We start from the raw sequence: 20,700 nt of genomic DNA, 5'->3' as shown, positions 1-20,700 counted from the left end.
GCACACCCTGGCGTTCAGTGCTGAGTCTTGTGATCCAGGGCCGCATAGAAGTTGGCGCTTTGTTGCAGGTATTTCTGGGTGTAGGCGCTGGTGCTCGATTGTTTGCCACTGACTTCCACGCTGGCGGACGCGGGCAAGGCCACGGTGGCGGAAACAGCAGAGGCGGCGATGATCGAGAAGAGATTGAAGTTCATGTCGGTAACCCTTGTGTGCGTTTGGTTGGGTGGCCGGTGAAGGCCTTGGAACCCAACTTACGCCCGAGGGTTGAACCTTAGAAATGCTTTGAAACACTAGCCGCTATCAACACAATTAATAGAAAGGCTCAGGCCCCGCAGTGCGGGGCCTGTGGCTTATTGACGCACCAGGAACTTGAGGTCGCTAGGGGCATCAATCGGTAATTTCTGCACGGTTTTACCCAGCAGGCCGGTCTTGGGGTCACGTTCGACCACCACGATTTCATTGCTCTTCTGGTTGGCGATCAGCAGGAACTTGCCGCTCGGGTCCAGGCTGAACTCACGCGGGTGGTCACCTTCCACGGAGCGGCGCTGGACTTCCTTGAGGTGCGCGGTCGCCGGGTCGATGCTGAACACCAGCAGCTGGTTGGCGGTGCCACGGTTGCTCACATACAGGAATTTGCCATCACCGGAGGCGTGCAGCGCGGCGCCCGCCTTGTCGGAAACCGGTTGCCCGGCAGCGAACTCCACCAATTGTGTCTGCGTGAGCTTACCGTCGTGATAATCGAACACCGCGACCTGCGCGCTCATCTCGGTGGTCAGCCAGGCGTGTTTGCCATCGGCGCTGAACAGCAAGTGACGCGGACCGCTGCCGGGCGGTAATTGCACCGAGGCCGGATTGGCCGGGGTCAGTGGCAATTCGTGATTGGCCTTGGGATCGTAGCGGTAGGCAAACAGCTTGTCCGCCCCCAGGTCCTGCACGAACACATACTTGCCATCTGGCGACGACACCACCGAGTGCACATGGTTGGACGCCTGGCGCTCAGGGTTCACGCGACTGGCCGGATGCCCGCTCAACTGCACCGGCGCCGACAGTTTGCCGGTGGCGTCCACCGGCAGGATCGCCAGGCTGCCGCCCGGATCTTCCAGCACCGAATAGTTGGCGACAAACAGGTAACGCCCGTCCCCGGCGACGCTGGAGTGCGTCGGCTCGTTGCCCAGGCTCTGCACCTGGTTGATCAGGGTGAGCTGATGACTCTTCGGATCAATGCTGTAGCTGCTGACCCGACCTACAGCGTCCGTCTGGCCCGGGCCATTTTCGTTGACCACAAACAGGTGCTTCTGGTCTTTGGAGACCGTCAGCCAGGACGGGTTGGCCGCCTTGGCCGCCAGCACCGGCGGGCCCTGGAGCTGGCCGGTACGGCTGTCGAATTGCAGGCGGTAGATACCCTCACTGCTGCCGGCGGTGTAGCTGCCGACCAACAGTTCATAGGTGTCGGCCGGGGCGGCTTGCACCGACATCGCACCGACACTGCCGGCCATCAACAGGGGCCAGAATTTACGCATCATCATCGGCTTCATCCTCGTCGTTATTGTTGCCGGTGAAGCCGCTCATGCAGATCAGGCGGTGCTCGCCCGAATCACCGGTAAGGAGCCAGCTTTGCAAGGTGGTGTCGAAAGTAGCCGCCTGCACCTGAGCCGTGCTGAACTCCCAGCGTTTTTCCTCACGGCCGTCCATGGCGGTGATCAGCAATTTCTGGGCATAGAGGTGAAACTCAAAGGCATGCAGGCCATCGATTTCAAGCATGGCGCTGGTGGCAAGTTCAGCCAGCAAGGTATTAGCAGTCATCAGGGTCATTCATCAGCAAGAAAGACACTGATGATAGGCCAATCCTTCACGCCTTTCTTCCTTCGCGTTGCCCGGCCATAGCCGGCTACCGCCTGCGGCCCGCCCACAGACACCATGCTTGGCTGAAATGACCTCGCCTGATCCAGGCGGCGCGCCCTAGAAAAGGACTTTTACGCCCATGCCCTCTCCTGCCCTCCCTGAAGACCTGACGGCCCAGGTGGTGAGCCAGCAATTTGCTGGCCTCGCAGCCCTGGAAACAATCATCCGCCCTCTGCTCCTGGGTGCCATCAATGAACGCTACCCCTCATTGGCGATCGACCTGTCCCTTACCCGACTGGCCATTCCACAGCCCTCCGGTGGCTGGAAACTCCAACCCTTGATAGACGTCGTCTACCAGTACCTGGGCAGCAATGGCCCACTGGACTTCAGTGACGTCAATGACACCGCCTATTACCTGTCCGACGCTCCGCCCAAGCCCCTGGAGCTGCCGGGTACCACTACAGAAAAGCTGGACATGAAGGTCATCGAGGACGTGATCCGGGAATTGCCCGCCACCCTGCCGATTGCCCTGCAGGACGTGTTGATCCGCTTCTGGAATGAGGACGCGGACAACGGTGTGAGCCGCTGGCGCTGGCTCAGCGATATGCTCAGGAGCACCTTGCAGGCCGCCGCTCTCGGCCAGCCGACGCTGGATGAGACAGCCCGCCAAACCATCGACCAGCTCACCACCACCCCAGACCGCGCCCAGCGCATGGCACGCTACGGTGAGCATGCCGTGATGGCCTACGGTATCGAGACCACACTTGATAACAAGGGCCGCAGTGCTCGCCTGCTTCCCGAGCACCTGCTGCTGACTCGCGTCATCAACGGCCAAGCGCCGGTGCTGCTGTGTACACCCAGTGGCCGGGTTGAACATTTTACGTCCCTGGATGACTTCACCACCGCCTGGGAACAGCGCATCAGCGCGCAGTATCAAGCCCAGACAATCACCTGCAACCGCTACGAACCCGAAGGCTCGATCTTCGACCACCAGGCAGCGATCATCCTCAACCAGCAATTGGAAAACCTTGCCGACCTGAACCTGCCACTGGATCAAAGCCCGGCGACACTGCAAGCGTTGTACCGCGAATTCACCGACCCAGGGCGATACTTTATCGATGCCCCGCCAGACCGCCTGCCGCACCTCAGGACCGTGCGGGCGCTCATGCCCGACCCATTGCGCGATGCGCTCCCCGCCGATCGTTCCCGTTACCGGCAATACAGCCTGGCCCTGGCCAGCGCAAAGCAGCGGGCGCAAGGACGCACCTTCCTCAGTGACATTGACGACATCCACACCTACACGGTCCGCGCCCTGCAGCAAGCGTTGCAGCGCGAGGCCGCCAGGGCCGCAGCCCCCGCGCCCCAGGCCGCATTGAACCCCGATGATGTGATGTTGACGTTCGTGGTGGCCGCCGGTTACCCCGGCGGCGCCGGTATCGTCGAACACGTGAACATGAGCCTCACCGAACTGGCCATCAATAACCTGTCCGCCCGTCCCAGCGGCCAACTGTCGATTGCCCATCGCCACGGCACCCCACTGCCGGACTGGTTGACGGCGGAGTACCTCACGGGCAGTGATGGCTTGATCGAACAAGTCGACATCGGCAAACACTACCCCCTGCAGCTTAAACAAGCCCTGCTGAGCGACACACCTGACGCACAGCGACGCGAAGTCCTGTTTACCGATCAACAGCGAGTGCAGCTGCCGTTGCTGGCCTTGGAGCTGAGCCTCCAGGGCGCGGCCGGCGTGACGCCCCAAGGCGTCAACATGGTCGACGCGTTGATGCAGCCCGAGAGTGCAGACCAGCACGTCAACAACCATCCCGTGGCGATTCGTCACCTGGCATTCTCGCGTGTCCCAGGCGCCCCAGCGGATACGGTCAGCGCCATGTACCTCATTGAGTACCAGAATCTTGAGAGTGGCCCGCACCTCCTGTATCGACCGCTGTATGCCGAACCGCTGCGCGAGTTCGCCAACCGTGCTGCGCTGTTCGAGGCCATCGCCGAGCCCGGAGCGTTACAAACCAGCGTGCTGACCTGGCTGCCCGACAACGTGCGGCCGATCTACGACCAGGGCGGCTTTCGCCAACCCCATTACGTGCGCTTTGGCCAAGGCGACGAATTCGCGCCACTGTACACGCCGCCGCCGGCGACCCTCGCCGGCAATGGCCTCAACGATGAACTGCAACAATGCCTGGTGACCGGGCAATTGATGCGCTACCTGTTCAGCGACCACGCCCGGGCCCTGGTGGATCAGGCCGAACGCGCGTCGGTGTCCAACAACGAAAGCCGCTGGCAAGTGTTGATGGAAGGCGCGAGCTTGCTGTTCGGCAGCCTGCTGGTGCCGGTACTGCGTGGCCCGGCGATGCTTACCGGGTGGTTACTGATCCTGTTCGCCAGCGTTACCCGGGATATTCAGGCCCTCAGCAGCCAGCCCCCCCTCGACCGCGAACAGGGCGCCATCGACTTGTTGCTCAACGTCGCGATGGCGTTGCTGGACTTCCCATCGGTGCAGACACGACCACCACCGTTGGCCCCGGCCATCCGGCAACGGGCTTTGCACGCACCCGTACCTCGCCGCGATGCCTCGCGCTGGCCGCCCCTGCCTTCCCCGCAGCGCCGCCAAGGCACCGTGGCCCTGGCCGGAAAACTGCCGCGCGACAACCGTACGGCCCTGGATTTCAGTTTCGCCCAGGCAAGCCAGCGCCTCACACCAAGCCAGCGTATGCGCCTTGCGGCATTTAAAGTCGCCACGCCACCCACCTTGCCCCAGCCCGTGTTGAACGGCCCACGCAGAGGCTTGTACCTGATCGAAAACCACTGGCACGCCCAGGTTGAGGGGGACCTGTTCCAGGTCGTTCTGGACGACGATGGCAGCGTGGTGATCGTCGACCATGCCGATAGCAAGCGGCGCGGCCCCTACCTGCGTACCAACGCACAGGGTGTCTGGTCCGTCGATACCCGGCTGCGGCTACACGGGGGCATGCCGCCAAAACGGATTGCCGCCGAACGCCAGCGCAAGGCACTGCGTATCAGTGAGTTGCAAGGTGAGTATGAGCAGATGCTGGCAAACCAACAGGAACGGCAACGCACAGTGGACGCGGCCCAGGCCGCGATGGAAAACGCCGAACAGAATGCCCGATTCAGCGAGGTGCAGCGGGCCAACGCGCGCAAGCGCTTCGACGATGCCCTCAGAACCCAGACCCGCGATTACCTGAAGATCCTCAACAGCGCCCAGGAACGCAACGAACTGAACATTCCACTGCCGCTCAAGAGCACCCTGGCGCTTTTGGAGAACACCATCAATAACGCCCGCAAACATGTGGTGGTCGCAGAAACAGACAGGCAAGCACTCTACCGCGCCCATCCTTCGTTCACCCGTGATAGCGCCGCCCTGTACCGGGCGGTGCTCAGCGAACCGATGGTTTATCGACAGTTCCTCCATCAAATGCTGGACATCAATGAACGCAGTATGCGCGGGCTTGAGTCCGAGGATCGTCATCTGGAGCAGTTATTCAATCTCGGCTCCTCCGGTGCCGACGCGTTCAAACGCTTGACTCCGGACCGACCGAACGAGAACAGCGCCCTGGCCATCAAGGATCTGCAAATCCGCTGCCTGAAACTGCTGGTCGTCAAAGACGTCCAGCATCCGCTGTTCATTGCGTTTGACACCATTGTCGAGCCGCTGCAACAGCATTTGCGCACCCACAGTGAACTCAACAGGCTGGAACTGTCGGCCAGTGATCGCCTGAGTGTGCTGGAGAGCCTGGTGGAGCATTATGGTCGCGCCCTGGATTCGTTGCAGGGTTTGGGCATCGTTGACGCCGGCGTGCTGGACCCGACCTACAACAGCAAACTGTTCACCTTGCTCGATGAGCTCTACCAGGACGTCACGCGACGCTTGGCCAGCGAAGTCAAACCTCCTGCGCAAACCAGCCGACGGCCACCCCGGCGCCCTGCCGCAGTCACGGGAAGACCCGCAAAAAAGGTCATTCGGACCCGAAAAAAGGCCACGCTTATCGGCGAGGTAAAACCCGTTGGTAACGTGGAAATCGTCGAGGTGCGAGACGAAGCCAACGACCAACTGCTGGGAATGTACTCGCAGGACGGTGACGACTGGGTCGAGTTCGTCGAAGCAACGCCTGCCCAGCCGCCCGCTGCCCCGCGCGAGTTCGGCCTGGTCAAAGGCAATGCGCGCAAGCTGCTGGCGATGGTTGAAGAGCACCTGCGTCGGGGCGACGACTACAGGAAAATCTGCAAGCATCCGCAAGAGGTCGAGGAGATCCTGCAGTACGAAGCGGTCCGCTACGACAAGCTGGCCACCGAGATGGACCGGCTGATTCAGGCCCAGGCCGAAAGTGCCCGCACCGTCGCGGACCAGACGCTGGTGGCCGACCTGCGTGAAGCCGGACGACGCCTGAGCGCTCGCGGCAAGGCCCTGCGTATTCAATTGAGCCTGGAACTGCCGCCGACTCACGGCAACCTTGAATACCTGATCGGCGAAAAACAGGTCAGCGTGTCCAGGTGGAATGTACGGTTTCAATTAAAAGGCGAGCGTCGGGACTTCATCCAGGAATACGCGGTGAATGACCAGCAAGGCAAACCGCTGTGGTTCGCGCACTTTCACTACCCGGCCGCCAATACACCCAAGGCCGGCTACACCGCCGCCCACTTGAAAACCGCTGCGCAACGAACGCAGAGCTACTACTCGTTACTGGCCCAGGCTCAGAGCCCGCAGACGGTGGTGGATGTACACCGTGGGCTGATCGGCAAGGCGTTGGCCGAGCGCTGGTTTTTGTCGCTCGAACCCTGAGGCCAGAACATCCCACTAACAGCAATCGCGCATAAGCACTGCCGTGTCTGGTCGTTACTACGCGCGCGGGGTTGATCAGCCTCGCGCGCGTTGCCGTAAAGCCTTCCGATAATATCGGGCTACCACATCGGGCGAACTGTTGATCTTACTTTACGAAGGCATTCACTTGTCCACGTAAAGGAAGATGTCCATGCCTGTCATCCCGCCAAGTCCGGCCGAAAACCTGCTGAAAAAAGTCGTAGCCGCGCAATTTTCCACGCGGCCCTCACTGCGCTCAGTTGTTGCTCAAATGCTGGCCAGCACCCTGGAAGAGAAATATCCGCCGCTGTTATCCATTCCCCTCTCAGGTCTTTGCCTGGCGCTACCCCGCGAAGGTGGCGGCCGAGGTCTGCGCCCGCTACTGGACGTGGCGCTCCAACATCTTGCCGACGGCAGTTTTCCCGATCTGTCGTTTCGCTACGGACTGGACGCTTACCTGAGCGACAAAACCGGTACCCGGCTCACCTTCCAAGCCAATGGCGAGCGCAGCTACGACCGGCATGTCTTTGAAGACGCGATACGCGAGCTGCCCCTGATTCTGTTTGTCGGCGCGCAAGAGGCGCTGGCCACCTACTGGGAGCAGAACAGCGATGCTGGCGGCAGCCGCTGGCAATGGTTGGCAAGTGTGCTGCGAGGCCGGCTGAGCACCTCGGCCGTGCGCCAGTCCGGTGATGATGCCCAGCAACTGCAAATACTCAGCACCCTGGCCGACTGTCCCAGCCGAGAAGCCAGGTCCGAACGGCTGTGGCCCGATAACGCGATTCACGCGTACACCCTGGAAACCCAGCTGGTGCGCGGGAATACCACGCTGACGCTGCAGGCCAGCGATATCCTGGTGGTCAGTGGCAGCCGCGTGTTCTGGTGTGCCTTGTCAGGCCAGATCCTGTCCTATGCCAGCCTGGATGCTTTCGGTGAAGCCTGGGGCAAGCACATGCAAGCACAATGGATCGCCGATACGATCACCTGGCGGCAGTACGAACCCGACGGCGATATTTTCGAGGTGCAAGCCGCCCTGATCTTGAATCAACAACTGGACGCGCTGGCTCGCATACACCTGCCCGCCGACAGCACCGTCCATCGGCTGGAGACGCAGTTTGACGCCCTGACTGATCCGGCCGAGCTGTTTAGCCATGCGCCGCGTATGCCCGGCCAAACACTGCCGTCGATCCAGGCCGCCCTTCCTGACTGGCTACGCGACGCCTCGCCTGCCGACCGTTTTGCCTTTCATCAACGCCTGCTCGAACAAGCCAACCTCAGACGCCTGACACACGGCAAAGGCTACCTGGACGGGCTGGACGATATCCGCACCTACGCCACCCGGCACCTGAACCATCAACTGTGCCTGGATCGAAATACCGCGCTGCATGGCGAGCGCACCTGCACGGACACTGCCCACTCGCCTTACACGGCCGACACCCTGCACCTGACCTTCCATGTGCCCGTGGGCACGCTGCAAAGTGGCTATGTCGAGAACGTCCCGATGAGCCTGGTCGACCTGGCCCTGAAGAACCTCAGCGGTACACCCGCCGGGCGCATGACAGTGCAGCACACGGCAGGGCTGCCAATCGAACCCTGGCTGACCCCGCAATACCTGCTCCAACTGGTGCAGCGCGTTGATGTCGGCCGCAATTACCCGGCTTACATCCAACAGGGCCTGCTCAGTGATGAAGCAGAGGCGCAACAACGCAAGCGCCTGTTCTGCCAGCAACGCCCCATCGACCTGAAAAGCCTGGCCCTGGAGCACAAGATAAAGGGTGAAGCCGGGCTGACGCCGGGCGGTTTGCGCTATGTCAACGCAGTGCTTGGCACCCACAGTTCGGAGCGTTGGGCGGGTGCCGATGAAATCGTGATGCGCGTGCTGGCGTTTCAGCGCAAGCCCGGCGCCAGGGCGGATACGGTACAGAACATGTTCATCATCGAGCCGCGCAACGGGCAGCCGGGACCGCGTCTGCTGTATCGCCCCGCGTACCGCGAGTCGCTGCTGGAGTTCGTCGACCGGGAGAGCCTGCTGGCGGCCATCATCGAGCCTGGCGCGGTCCAGGACAGCGTACTGGCCTGGTTGAAAGATGACGCCCGGTCTATCTACAGCAACGGTGGGTTCAAGGAGCCCCATTACGTGCGTGTCAGCGGGATCGGTTCAGAGTTCGATCCCTTGCCCAGAATTCCACCTCCCGCCACCCTTGCCCTGCCTGGAGATGAAAGCAACGATCGGATTCTGCAAGCGCTCAATGGCAACCAACTGATGGAGTACCTGTTTGAGTGCGAAGCGCGTCAGTTGCTGGACCAGGCCGACCGCGATTCAACCTCCAACGCTGAAAGCCGTTGGGCGTTAATCCTCGAAGGCATGCAACTGGGCTTCAATACGCTGTTGATGCTGGTACGCGGACCGCTGGCGGCCGTGGGCTGGTTCATGCAACTGGCACAAAGCCTCAAGCACGACGTGCCGGCACTGGAGAGCGACGACCCGACTGCCAGGGAACTTGCCTGGGTCGACCTGCTGCTCAATACCAGCATGGTGTTGATCCACTTCGGCTTGCCCATCCAGGCGGCAAAAAAGCCCGCCGCCGTCGCTGAGCCGGCTCCACCGGCCCTGGAACAATGGCCATTGAGCCGCCCATCCACTCAAGCGCCCCCGGCCTCTGCCGTGGTTAAGCGGGGCATCGTCGGCTTGCCCTCCGAGCCCCCCGGTGGTGGCCGCACGCTGTTGGACATTGACCGCTCACTGGCCGGCGACAGTGCTTCGGCGCGCCTGCTGAAAAAACTGTTGGGGTTCAATATTCCCTGGCCTGAACCGGCCCCGGAACCCATCGCGCTCGGCCCTCTACGCGGGCTGTTCAGGCTCGACAAACGCTGGCATGCGTCGGTGGGTGGCCTGCTGTTTCGCGTCAGCATCGTCCCGGGCTTTAACGAGGTGTTCACTATTGACCCCGATAAACCCGACCACCCTGGGATTAAGCTGCGAACCGATGGCTCCGGTCACTGGAGCCTGGACCGCGGGCTGAAACTGACCGGCGGTGGCCCCAAGCGCGTGGCGGCTTTACGTGAAGCCAATCGGCTCCAAAGGGAGCAACTGCTGGGCCGCATTCAACTGCTCAGTGTGGAGCTCACCCACTCGATGCCCGCGTTCAGGGCATCGCTCGATGGGCTGAACAGCGAGCGCAAAACCCTGCTTCAACACATCAGCACGTTGAAACTGGTATGGAACCTTCTGGATAAAGCCACCGACACGCAAAAACCGGCCCTTGAAGCTCGACACGAGCAAGAGATATCAAGCTATTCAACGGTGCGCACGCGCTATGAAATTGCTCTGGAAAAGGCGGAACAACAGTACGCATTGTTACTACCCAAGCGTATTGAACTGTTCAAGGCGGGACAGGATCTGGAAAAGTACGCAGGCACTCGTGGCCACGTGCAGGACCGCGCAGTGACCCTGAAAACACTGTGGGAGGACCAACTGCGCCTGCATATCCATCTGCAAAAATGGGCAGATACCTTTCTATTCACCGATCGTGGCGAGCCCATGAGCCAAATGAGTCAACGGATGTTGCCTGAGATGCAGAGCGGGCGTCCTTGGGCGTACAACGAACACGTGACCCGAGCGATTGAACTGGCAGACGTCATCCAGCGTATGGCCGCTCGCTCCCGCGAGATGGAAATCACCCTTGAATTATTGGAACAGGACTCTGTGGCAGGGCGTGCGATACGTGAAGAGTTGCTTTCAAAAATTGACGCGCTCCAACACTTTTTTTCAGAGAACCTGGAGCTCCACGCGCTGATCCCGCTGTCGTGGGCAGTGGTCAAGTTATCAGCACTTGAGCCGCCGCCACTGGAGGCGCTGTACATCGAACATCTTGCCGATTCGAACCTGAGCCAAGCCTTGCTTTCGCACACCGAAGTACGCAGCAGCACCGGCTACCCTCTCGATCAACAACGCATGCTATACGCCACGCTCCTCGATAAATACCGCAGCTACGAGCGCGCCATTGAGGCCCTCACATTTATCAATCCGGAACGCGTTCACCCTGTCGCCGAACGCCTCATGAATGGGCTCAGGCAAGCCCGGATGCTGGCCGAGAACGAGCTGGAGAGCGTGGTGCGCAGCCAGGAGGCACTGGAGGTCGAAGCGTTGTCGTCAAGCTTGCGCAGGCCGAAAGCGCCGACAAAACGCATCTTCAAAACCCGCCAAAGAAACTACCTGGTCGGTGACCTGAAGCCTGCTGACAGCCAACACCCTCAGGAACGTCTCGTCATCAGCAACACCTTTACCGGTGAAACCGTGGCCTCGTTCGAGCCCTATGATGCTGACAGCTGGGTAGAAACCGTCCAGGAACCCTTGGCCACACCAGCCCCCGCCGCAAGTATGCGCCCCCTGGCAACGCTCAAGAGTCAGGGCGAGAAACTGATCCGGCAACGCACAGAGATCGAACGGGTAATCACCGCACAACAACAGAAGCTGGAATCTGCCATCACCCGGCAAGACATCAACCCCGCGGACTGGGACGAGTTACTCACCGGGCAAGCGAAAAAGCTCACGGACCTCGCCGATGAAGTCGCGCACGCTCACCGCAACCAACCTTCAGCGCAGGACCTGATCGACACCTATCGGGCACACGCCAGGGACATGGAGCGCATGGCGCAGCGGGTGTGCAGTGAGGCCTATAAACGCCAGTGGCCAAGCCTGGAAAGCCTCGAATACCTATGGCGGCAAAAACAAATCGATATCAACCTCACCAGCCGGGCAGATCCGCAGCGGCCCACCCTGGGCGGCGATTTCTTCACCGAATACGCCGTGTATGACAAAGCACAAAGGCCGCCGACGGTGCTCTGGTACGCGCACTTTCACTACGCCACCGCCGATGCACCGCCAGCCCGCTACACCCGGGCCCATCTGAAACTCGCCAGCCAGCGTAAATACACGCAAAAGGACCTGCTCAAAGAGCATGTTCAGGCACGGTTACGCAGCCAACAGTCGCCTGGGGCCGAACCTATCGAGAAAATCCTGTATGTGTTGATCATGCCGCCTCAGGATCAACTGTTTTTAGCCATCGCGCCCTCAGCCACCTGATCATCAACGCCCGATGATGCTGACATCGGGCGTCTGTGCGCAGCTGACGGAATCAGTGCGCAAACAACGAATTGCCCTTCTGCCCCGCCAGTTTCTCGGGCTTGATCAGAAAACGCGCCAGTGCCGGCAGCAGCCACAGTGCACCGAACATGTTCCACAAGAGCATGAAGGTCAGCATCAAGCCCATGTCGGCCTGGAACTTGATGGCCGAGAAGATCCAGGTGCACACGCCGATCGCCAGGCACAGGCCCGTGAACAGCACGGCTTTACCGGTGGACTTGAGTGTCTGGTAATAGGCTTCCTGTAACGGCAAACCGGCACGCAGGAAGCTTTCCAGGCGGCTGTAGATGTAGATGCCGTAGTCCACGCCGATCCCCACGCCCAGGGCCACCACCGGCAAGGTCGCGACCTTGACGCCGATGCCCATGAACGCCATCAGCGCGTTGCCCAGCACCGAAGTCAGCACCAGCGGCAGCACGATGCACAGGGTCGCCGCCCACGAGCGGAAGGTGATCATGCACATGGTCGCCACGCACAGGTACACCAGGATCAGGATAGTCAGTTCCGACTCTTTGATCACCTCGTTGGTGGCTGCTTCGATCCCGGCGTTACCGGCGGCGAGGATGAATTCCAGGCCATCCTTGTTGTTGTCCTTGGCGAAGTCCTGCACCGCATGGACTGCGCGGTCGAGGGTTTCGGCCTTGTGGTCGTTGAGGAACACCAGCACCGGCGCCAGCGAGCAATTGTTGTTGTACAGGCCATCGGCACGGGCGATGGAGTTGTTCAGCACATCGGGGTTGCGCGACAGGGTTTCCCACTTCAGGTTGCCCTCGTTCATGCCCTTGATCATCTGTTTGGACACGGTCACCAGCGAGATCGCTGACTGCACACCCTCGGTGTTCTGCATCTTCCACATCAACTGGTCGATAGGCGCCATGGCCTCATAGCGCGAGCAGCCTTCGGCCTTGGTCTTGACCATCACCACCAGCACGTCGGAACTGGTGGAGTAGTTGCTGATGATGAAATTGTTGTCTTTGTTGTAGCGCGAGTCCGGGCGCAGTTCCGGTGCGCCTTGGTCCAGGTCGCCGATCTTGAGGTTCTGGCTGTACCAGAGGCCGCCACCGAAAGCGACCAACGCCAGCAACACCGAGACCGGCGCGACTTTGGCGCTGGCGAATTTGGACAGCAGGCGCCAGAACGGATGCTCGCGGTTTGCGTCCTTTTTGCTCTTGGCGATGGCGCGCTTGCTGATGCCGACATAGGAAATCGCCACCGGCAGCAGGATCAGGTTGGTGAACACGATCACCGCCACGCCGATGGATGCGCCGATGGCCAGTTCGCGGATCACGCCGATGTCGATGATCAGCAACGTGATAAAGCCCACGGCGTCAGCGAGAATCGCGATCATCCCCGGCAGGAACAGTTGCCGGAAAGTCCGCCGCGCGGCGGTCAGCGCGTTGTCTGCCTCGCTGGACTGCAGGGCGATACCGTTGATCTTCTGCACGCCATGGGAAATCCCGATGGCAAAGATCAGGAACGGCACCAGCATCGAATACGGGTCCAGCCCGAAGCCGAAGAAGTGCATCAGGCCGAGTTGCCAGACCACCGCCACCAGCGTGGTGCTCAACACCGCAATGGTGCTGCGCAGGCAGTTGGTGAACCACAGCAATAGAACCAGGGTGATGACGAACGCAACGCCGAAGAACAGCACCACCATCACCAGCCCGTCGATCAGGTCGCCGACCTTCTTGGCAAAGCCGACGATGTGGATCTTGACGTTGGGGTTCTGCGCTTCGAACTTGTCGCGGATCTTGTCTTCGAGTTCATGGGAGAACTTGCGGTAATCCAGGGCCAGCAACTTGCCCTGGTCCTGCGGGTCCGGGTAGGACTCCAGCAGCGGGATGTCGACGATGCTCGACTTGAAGTCGTTGGCCACCAGGCGCCCGACCTGGCCGGACTTGAGCACGTTGTTGCGCAGTTGGTCGAGGCTTTGCGCCGAGCCGTTGTAGCTCTGCGGGATCACTTCGCCGCCGGCAAAGCCTTCTTCGGTGACTTCGGTCCAGCGTACGCTGGGGCTCCACAGCGACTTGAGGCCCGAACGGTCAACGCCGGAGATGTAGAACACCTCGTCGTTGATCTGCCTCAGGGTCTCCATGTACTCCTTCGTGAAGATGTCACCGTCCTTGGCCTCCACCGAGATGCGCACCGTGTTGCCCAGGTTGGCCAGGTCGTTGCGGTGTTCCATCATCTTTTCGATGAAGGGATGCTTGAGGGGGATCATCTTTTCAAAGCTGGTGGACGGGCGAATCAACGTCGCCTGCCAGAACAGGAAAACACTTACCAGCAGGCAGATCACGATCACTGCCGGGCGGTTGTTGAAGATCAGGCGCTCAAGAAAGGTCGCTTTATCGTTGTGATGACTGCTCATTCTGTCCCCGCCTTTTTATTGTTTTACGAGCTCAGCGCCAGTCGGCGTCGATACACGAACGCCACCCTGCCCGGCCAGAATCAAGTTGCCATTGCCCGCCGCCGTGACGGCCGACAACGAAATGCGGTCCGGGCGGTTGAACACGCTGAAGGTCTGGCCATCGTCGTGGCTGACCACCACGCTGCCGCCGTTGCCGACCACCACGATTGAACCGTCCTCCAGCAAGGTAGCGCCCGACAAACCGAACTCCAGGGCGCCACGGGTGGCGTTCAACTCAACCTGTTCCCAGGTACTGCCGAAGTCGGTGGAACGGTAGAGGTTGCCGCGCAGGCCGTACGCCAAGAGGGTTTGCGGTTGGGCGGTGCTGATCACGCCAAACAGCGAGCCCTCGTAGGGGCCTTCGAGTTTTTCCCAGGTCTGGCCGTCGTCGCTGGAGCGGAACATGCTGCCCTGCTCGCCGACGATAAACAGGCCGGCGTCCTTGATGTGGGCGATGGCGTTGAGGTGGTATTGGTCTTCGTTGTCGAGGCGGTCGCTGACGTCGTTCCAGGTCTTGCCTCCGTCAGTGGTTTCGATCAGCGCACCGTAGGCGCCAACGGCCAGGCCGTGGCTGGCGTCGTTGAACCACACGTCGAGGAGCGGCGCTTCGCGCTTGAGGTCCTGGTATTGCTGGGTCCAGGTGGCGCCACCGTCGGAACTGGCGAGGATTTGCGCATCATGGCCGACTGCCCAGCCTTGTTTGTCGTCGACGAAAAACACCGCCGTGAGCAATTGCCGGGTAGGGACCTTGCCTTGCGTCCAAGTGCTGCCCTGGTCATCGGAATAGAGGATGTGCCCGCGATCACCGACCGCCACCAGGCGCTTGCCGGCATGGACGACGTCGATCATCAGGCCTTTGGCGGCCTTGGGGGACTCAATCGCAAACGCAGGCGCTGCGGGGGTATCGCCGGCTGCCAGCACCGGTGTCGTCAACGCGACACCGGCCAGCAACGAGAGCGCTGTGGCCAGCAACGCAACCCTGCGTGCGGCGCGTGGGCGGCAAACAACCCAACCCATGACAGGCTCACTCATAGACCTTTCTCCCATTTATTATTGTTAGGTCTTGCCTTCCCGGGCTCTGAAACCTGCAATCTAGAGCGCCTGAAGGAAGCAGGGGCCATCCTATCGGGCTTTGGAATCGTCTGACAATCGGCGCTACGTTATCTTTTGTTAACTGGCGGCTTTTGGCCACGTGGTGAATATAGCTGCATTCGCCGGGGTGATTGGCGCAGCAATAATGAATTTTTATTCCATCTATTGAATTATGGGAATTTTTATTCCATTAATATGCTTCATGAAAAACAATAATCCAAAGGACCACGACGATGCGTGAACTCGGAATCGGCTTGATCGGCACAGGCTTCATGGGCCGCGCCCACGCCTTGGCGTTCAACAATGCCCGGGCGGTATTCGAACTGCCAGTCACCCTGAAGCTGGCCGCCCTGGCCGATGCCGACACCGAACGCGCCCAGCGCTGTGCCACCGCCTGGGGATTTGCACAGGCCCATGGCGACTGGCAAGCGTTGATCAACGACCCCAAGGTCGATGTCGTCGCCATCACCACGCCCAACCATTTGCACTACCCCATGGCGATGGCCGCGATGGCTGCCGGCAAAGCGGTGTACTGCGAAAAACCCCTGGCGGTCAGCCTGGAACAGGCCGACGCCATGCGCCGCGCCGCGAGTGCCGCCGGGGTGGTCACGCGGGTGGGCTACAACTACCAGCACAACCCGATGATCACCCTGGCGCGGCAACTGATTGCCAGCGGCGAGTTGGGTGAACTCATCAGTTTCCAGGGCGAGTTCAGCGAAGACTTCATGGCTGATCCAGCATCGCCTTGGTCCTGGCGCTGCGAAGTGGAACATGCCGGCGGCGCCCTCGCCGACTTGGGCAGCCACTTGCTGTCGATGGCGCGCTACTTGGTCGGCGATGTGCTCAGCGTGTGCGCCGACACCCAGACCGTCCACGCGCAACGCCCGGCGGTCAAAGGCAGCAACGCACTCAAACCTATCGCCGTGGATGACCAGGTACACGCCCTGCTGCGTTTCGCCAATGGCGCGCGCGGGACGGTGAGCAGCAGTTGGCTCAAGCATGGCTACAAGAACCACTTGAGTTTCGAGATCAGCGGGACCCAAGGCACCTTGGCGTTCGACCAGGAACGTTTGAATGAACTGCGCCTGTGCCGCGTCGGCCAGGACGGCTTCCAGCGTCTGCTGGCCGGCCCGGCCCTGCCCGGTTATGCAGCGTTCAGCCCGGCGGCGGGACACCAGCTGGGGTACAACGAGTTGAAGACCCTCGAAGTGCAGGAGTTGATCATGGCTGTGGTTGGCCAGGGCGCGGATGGCACTGACTTTGAAGCGGCATGGGAGGTTGAGCGGCTGGCGACGGCGATTCGTGTGGCGGCCCTCGAAGAACGCTGGGTAACAGTGAACGCACTCTAAGCCACACCACCGAACCCTGTGGGAGCTGGCTTGCCTGCGATGGCGATGTGACTGATACACCGCTATCGCAGGCAGGCCAGCTCCCACACTTGGATCGCCTAAATCTTCAACTCAGCGCAGGGCCCTTCGAAGCACTTTGCCCACCGTGGTCTTGGGTAATTCAGTGGTGCGGAACTCCACATACTTGGGCACCTTGTACCCCGTCAGGTACTCCCGGCAGTGGGCGAGGATCTGCTCCTGAGTCAGCTGCGGATCTTTGCGCACCACGATGATCTTCACCTTCTCGCCCGTCACGCCATCCTCCACCCCAATCGCCGCGACTTCGCCCACGCCAGGGTGCATCGCGACCACGTCTTCGATTTCATTGGGGTAAACGTTGAAACCCGAGACCAGGATCATGTCCTTCTTGCGGTCCACCAGGCGGATATACCCGCGCGGGTCCATCACGCCGATGTCGCCGGTGGACAACCAGCCCTGCGCATCCAGCACTTCAGCAGTCGCCTCCGGGCGTTTCCAGTAGCCCTGCATCACCTGCGGGCCGCGCACCTGCAGTTCGCCCTGTTCGCCGATGTCGGCCAGCTCGCCGTCTTCACGCACGAAACGCACCCAGGTCGACGGCAACGGCACGCCGATGCTGCCGGTGAATTCCATTTCGCGCATGCGGGCAATATCGATGGGGCTGATGCTCACCACCGGCGAACATTCGGTCAGGCCATACCCCTCGATGATCGGCAGCCCGGTGACTTCCTTCCATCGCTTGGCCACTGCGGTATGGGTGGCCATGCCGCCAGCGATCACCATGCGCAGGTCAGAAAAATCCCGCGCGCAGAATTCCTTGTTTTCCAACAAACCGTTAAACAGCGTGTTGACCCCGGCAATGCCGTTGAAGCGTTCCTTGCGCAGGATCATCTGCACCCGCTTCACGTCCCGCGGGTTGGCGATAAGGATGTTGCGCCCGCCCAGGCACATGAACATCAGGCAATTCACCGTCAGGGAAAAGATGTGGTACAGCGGCAGCAACGTGACGTTGGTTTCCTGCTTGTCCTGGTCCAGTTGATCACCGACCCACGCCTTGGCCTGCAACAGGTTGGCGATGATATTGCGGTGGCTGAGCATCACGCCCTTGGCGTCGCCCGTGGTGCCGCCGGTGTATTGCAGGAAGGCCAGGTCGTCCAGGACCATGCTCACCGGGAAGTGGTTGAGCGCCCGCCCCTGTTTCAACACTTGATTGAAGCGCACCGCACCCGGCAACGTGAACGCCGGCACCTGCTTTTGCACACGGCGCAGGATGAAGTTCATCGCCGCGCCCTTGAAGGTGCCGAGCAGATCGCCGATAGCCGCGATCACCACGCGCTTGACGCTGCTGCCGGCCACCACTTTCTCCAGGGTGTGGGCGAAATTCTCGAAGATCACCACGGTCTCGGCGCCGCTGTCCTTGAGCAGGTGCTTGAGCTCATGGGCGGTGTACAGCGGGTTGACGTTGACCACCACCGCACCGGCCAGGAGGGTGCCCAGCAGGCAGATCGGGTACTGCAAGCAATTGGGCATCATCAGCGCCACACGGTCGCCCGGCTGCACGCCCTGGCCCTGGAGCCAAGCGGCGAATGCAACGCCTTGGACCTTCCAGTCGGCGTAGGTCATTTCGGTACCGATGCTGACGTAGGCTACACGCTCACGGAATTTTTCCAGGTGCTCCAGGAAGACTTCCCGCAGCGACGGGTAATCCTCAATGGCGGCATCGATGTCTGCCGGGACGCCGGGCAGGTAGGCGTTCAACCACACCCGTTCGGTGTGTTCCTGGCTGATAGCGTTCATGGCAGTCTCCTTGTTGTTATTTTGGGTAGCGCTACTTTTCCACAATGGCGGTAATGCCCAGCCCGCCCGCCGCACAGATCGAGATCAACCCACGCCCGCCGCCGCGCTCATGGATGGCCTTGGCCAGCGCCGCCAATTGCCGGCCACCGGTGGCAGCAAACGGATGGCCGCAGCCGAGTGAGCCGCCGTTGACGTTCATTTTCGCGCGATCGATGGGGCCCAACGGCGCGCCCAGCCCCAGCCGTTCGCGGCAATAGTCCGCGTCTTCCCAGGCCTTGAGGGTGCACAGCACCTGGGCAGCGAAGGCTTCGTGGATTTCGAAGAAATCGAAGTCAGCAAAGCTCAAGCCTTCGCGCTTGAGCATGCGCGGCACCGCATAGGCCGGGGCCATCAGCAGGCCTTCGGTGCCATCGACAAAATTCACCGCGGCCGTTTCGCCGGTGCGCAAGTAGGCCAGCACCGGCCAGCCGTTGGCAGCCGCCCATTCCTCGCTGGCCAGCAGCACCACCGAGGCGCCATCGGTCAGGGGCGTGGAATTGCCCGCGGTGAGGGTGCCATTCTGGCGGTCATAGGCGGGGGCCAGACCGGCGAGTTTTTCCAGGCTGGCGTCGGCCCGCAGGTTGTTGTCCCGGGCCAGGCCGCGATGGGGGCTGATCAGGTCGTCGAAGAAACCACGTATGTAGGCCGCGTCCAGGCGCTGGTGGCTGGTGAGGGTCAGTTCATCCTGGGCCAGGCGCTTGATCTGCCAACGCTTGGCCATTTCTTCGCAGTGCTCGCCCATGGACAAACCGGTACGCGGCTCGCCGTTGCGGGGCAGCAGCGGTTTGAAGAACATCGACGGCCGCACTTTCAACAGTGTCTTGAGCTTGTCGCCCAGGCCCTTGGCGCGGTTGGCCGCGAGCAAGGTGTGGCGCAGGGATTCGTTGATGCCGATGGGCGCGTCGGAGGTGGTATCGGCGCCACCGGCAATACCTACTTCGATCTGGCCCAGGGCTATTTTATTCGCCACCAGCAAGGCCGCTTCCAGGCCGGTGCCACAGGCTTGTTGCACATCGTAGGCCGGCGTGTCTGGAGACAAGGTGGTGGACAGCAGCGATTCACGCGCCAGGTTGAAATCCCGCGAATGCTTGATCACTGCCCCGGCAGCAAACTCGCCCAGGCGCTGGCCGTGCAGGTTGTAACGGTCGATCAGGCCTTGCAGCGCCGCGACCAGCAGATCCTGGTTGCTGTCGTGGGCGTACACCGTGTTGGAACGGGCAAACGGGATGCGGTTGCCGCCGATGATCGCCACACGGCGGGTCGGGGCCGGATTGAAACTGTAGTCACTCATGTAGGGCTCTCATTCCAGACAAATAGCCCGCGTATATGGGGTTTGTCGCCGGCGAAATTACGCACTTCGAACTCACGGCGCGGGCCGCTTGCGGGGTGGTTCCACAGGGCGACCTGGCCGGGCAGGAAAATCGGCAATTTGAAGTCGCAATGGGCTTCGGCCTGAGCCAGGCCACCAGGCGGTTGCTGGGCGGCCAGGGCGCGGCCCAAGGTCCACATGCCGTGGGCGATGGCGCGGCGAAAGCCGAAGAGCTTCGCGCCGATCACCGAGGTGTGAATCGGGTTGAAGTCCCCCGAGACCTTGGCGAAGCGCCGGCCCAGGTCGGCGGGCAACACCCAGCGTTGGGTGCGCAACAGGCCGTGCTCCTGCAACGGCAACGCGTCGTCCCATGGTTCGCCGACCGGGTCCTTGACGTCGCGGCGCAGGTACAGGCTGTCGCTTTCCCAAGCCAGGGTGCCGGCGCTGTAGGCGCGGGTGGCGATGCTCAGCGCCTGGCCCTTGGGATGGGCGACCCAACGCTCGGCATACACCTCCAGGCGCAAGGCCTGGCCTTCGTGCAGGCGTTGGTGCTGACGGATGCGATTGGCCAGGTGCACCATGCCGCTGGCCGGGTACGGGAAGCTTGGTCGGGTCAGCAGCATCAGGTGCAAGGGGAACGCCAGCACGTGGGGATAGGACAGCGGCACGCCCTGCTCGCGACGAAAACCGCAGGCGCGGCCATAGGCGGCGATGCCGACGGCGGACAACTCCACCGCCGAACGCACCAGGCGCTCCTTGGGCAGTAGCGGTTCGCCGTCGAGCTTGGGCTTGCGCAGGGCACGCACGCCGTCCAACAGCAGCTGCGTGCGCGAGGGCGGCGGGTCGACAATCTGGGTCAGGTAGTCCATG

Annotated in this window: 11 protein-coding genes; 3 read left to right on the top strand and 8 right to left on the bottom strand. The window is 61.4% G+C overall.

Features of this window, described 5'->3' with window-relative positions; translation table 11 throughout:
• Window positions 1-14: 14 nt before the first annotated feature.
• The 3 genes from EJD88_RS08605 to EJD88_RS08595 form a co-directional block, all read right to left on the bottom strand.
• Window positions 15-194 (bottom strand): hypothetical protein, encoded by a 180-nt coding sequence (locus tag EJD88_RS08605; protein ID WP_158877712.1) that lies wholly within the window; start codon window positions 192-194, stop codon window positions 15-17.
• A 156-nt stretch (window positions 195-350) separates the two neighbouring features.
• Window positions 351-1,526: a lactonase family protein gene (locus tag EJD88_RS08600; RefSeq protein WP_158877710.1), complete on the bottom strand. Its 1,176-nt coding sequence runs from the start codon at window positions 1,524-1,526 to the stop codon at window positions 351-353.
• Complete coding sequence (locus tag EJD88_RS08595) at window positions 1,513-1,803, bottom strand: DUF5629 family protein (RefSeq protein ID WP_158877708.1); 291 nt, start codon at window positions 1,801-1,803, stop codon at window positions 1,513-1,515. The genes EJD88_RS08600 and EJD88_RS08595 overlap by 14 nt, the downstream gene beginning before the upstream one ends.
• A gap of 178 nt (window positions 1,804-1,981) precedes the next feature.
• Here EJD88_RS08595 and EJD88_RS08590 point away from each other — a divergent pair, with 178 nt between their 5' ends.
• Both EJD88_RS08590 and EJD88_RS08585 read left to right on the top strand, forming a co-directional pair.
• On the top strand, window positions 1,982-6,655 hold the full coding sequence (locus EJD88_RS08590; protein WP_158877706.1) for a hypothetical protein: 4,674 nt from the start codon (window positions 1,982-1,984) through the stop codon (window positions 6,653-6,655).
• Between the two features lie 190 nt (window positions 6,656-6,845).
• A complete protein-coding gene (locus EJD88_RS08585; RefSeq protein ID WP_158877704.1) occupies window positions 6,846-11,759 on the top strand; it encodes a hypothetical protein in 4,914 nt (1,637 codons plus the stop codon).
• Between the two features lie 52 nt (window positions 11,760-11,811).
• Here EJD88_RS08585 and EJD88_RS08580 read toward each other — a convergent pair whose 3' ends face one another.
• Both EJD88_RS08580 and EJD88_RS08575 read right to left on the bottom strand, forming a co-directional pair.
• On the bottom strand, window positions 11,812-14,187 hold the full coding sequence (locus tag EJD88_RS08580; RefSeq protein WP_112195637.1) for an RND family transporter: 2,376 nt from the start codon (window positions 14,185-14,187) through the stop codon (window positions 11,812-11,814).
• Window positions 14,188-14,202: 15 nt separating this feature from the next.
• Window positions 14,203-15,243, bottom strand: a complete 1,041-nt coding sequence (locus EJD88_RS08575; protein WP_178117168.1) for a YCF48-related protein — start codon at window positions 15,241-15,243, stop codon at window positions 14,203-14,205.
• Between the two features lie 308 nt (window positions 15,244-15,551).
• Here EJD88_RS08575 and EJD88_RS08570 point away from each other — a divergent pair, with 308 nt between their 5' ends.
• The gene (locus EJD88_RS08570; RefSeq protein WP_158877700.1) at window positions 15,552-16,667 is read left to right on the top strand and encodes a Gfo/Idh/MocA family protein; all 1,116 of its coding nucleotides are present in this window, start codon (window positions 15,552-15,554) and stop codon (window positions 16,665-16,667) included.
• A gap of 111 nt (window positions 16,668-16,778) precedes the next feature.
• Here the strand turns inward: EJD88_RS08570 and EJD88_RS08565 are convergent, their stop codons facing one another.
• The 3 genes from EJD88_RS08565 to EJD88_RS08555 are packed head-to-tail and all read right to left on the bottom strand — an operon-like array spanning window position 16,779 to window position 20,699.
• Complete coding sequence (locus EJD88_RS08565) at window positions 16,779-18,482, bottom strand: AMP-binding protein (RefSeq protein ID WP_099583234.1); 1,704 nt, start codon at window positions 18,480-18,482, stop codon at window positions 16,779-16,781.
• Window positions 18,483-18,513: 31 nt separating this feature from the next.
• On the bottom strand, window positions 18,514-19,812 hold the full coding sequence (locus tag EJD88_RS08560; RefSeq protein WP_158877699.1) for an acetyl-CoA C-acetyltransferase: 1,299 nt from the start codon (window positions 19,810-19,812) through the stop codon (window positions 18,514-18,516).
• Window positions 19,809-20,699, bottom strand: a complete 891-nt coding sequence (locus tag EJD88_RS08555; RefSeq protein WP_158877697.1) for a MaoC/PaaZ C-terminal domain-containing protein — start codon at window positions 20,697-20,699, stop codon at window positions 19,809-19,811. The genes EJD88_RS08560 and EJD88_RS08555 overlap by 4 nt, the downstream gene beginning before the upstream one ends.
• Window position 20,700 lies beyond the last annotated feature (1 nt).

The sequence above is a fragment of the Pseudomonas sp. PB105 genome (assembly GCF_009764655.1).
Classification (GTDB): domain Bacteria; phylum Pseudomonadota; class Gammaproteobacteria; order Pseudomonadales; family Pseudomonadaceae; genus Aquipseudomonas; species Aquipseudomonas cyclaminis.
The sequence above is the reverse complement of the archived record's forward strand: the minus strand, read 5'-3'. Positions and strand labels throughout refer to the sequence as shown.

What these genes read in the sequence shown, in the direction of transcription:
- EJD88_RS08585 (WP_158877704.1), top strand. Translation starts at nt 6,846, where the DNA reads ATGCCTGTCATCCCGCCAAGTCCGGCCGAAAACCTGCTGAAAAAAGTC.
- EJD88_RS08600 (WP_158877710.1), bottom strand. Translation starts at nt 1,526, where the DNA reads ATGATGATGCGTAAATTCTGGCCCCTGTTGATGGCCGGCAGTGTCGGT.
- EJD88_RS08580 (WP_112195637.1), bottom strand. Translation starts at nt 14,187, where the DNA reads ATGAGCAGTCATCACAACGATAAAGCGACCTTTCTTGAGCGCCTGATC.
- EJD88_RS08555 (WP_158877697.1), bottom strand. Translation starts at nt 20,699, where the DNA reads ATGGACTACCTGACCCAGATTGTCGACCCGCCGCCCTCGCGCACGCAG.
- EJD88_RS08605 (WP_158877712.1), bottom strand. Translation starts at nt 194, where the DNA reads ATGAACTTCAATCTCTTCTCGATCATCGCCGCCTCTGCTGTTTCCGCC.
- EJD88_RS08575 (WP_178117168.1), bottom strand. Translation starts at nt 15,243, where the DNA reads ATGGGTTGGGTTGTTTGCCGCCCACGCGCCGCACGCAGGGTTGCGTTG.
- EJD88_RS08560 (WP_158877699.1), bottom strand. Translation starts at nt 19,812, where the DNA reads ATGAGTGACTACAGTTTCAATCCGGCCCCGACCCGCCGTGTGGCGATC.
- EJD88_RS08565 (WP_099583234.1), bottom strand. Translation starts at nt 18,482, where the DNA reads ATGAACGCTATCAGCCAGGAACACACCGAACGGGTGTGGTTGAACGCC.
- EJD88_RS08595 (WP_158877708.1), bottom strand. Translation starts at nt 1,803, where the DNA reads ATGACTGCTAATACCTTGCTGGCTGAACTTGCCACCAGCGCCATGCTT.
- EJD88_RS08570 (WP_158877700.1), top strand. Translation starts at nt 15,552, where the DNA reads ATGCGTGAACTCGGAATCGGCTTGATCGGCACAGGCTTCATGGGCCGC.
- EJD88_RS08590 (WP_158877706.1), top strand. Translation starts at nt 1,982, where the DNA reads ATGCCCTCTCCTGCCCTCCCTGAAGACCTGACGGCCCAGGTGGTGAGC.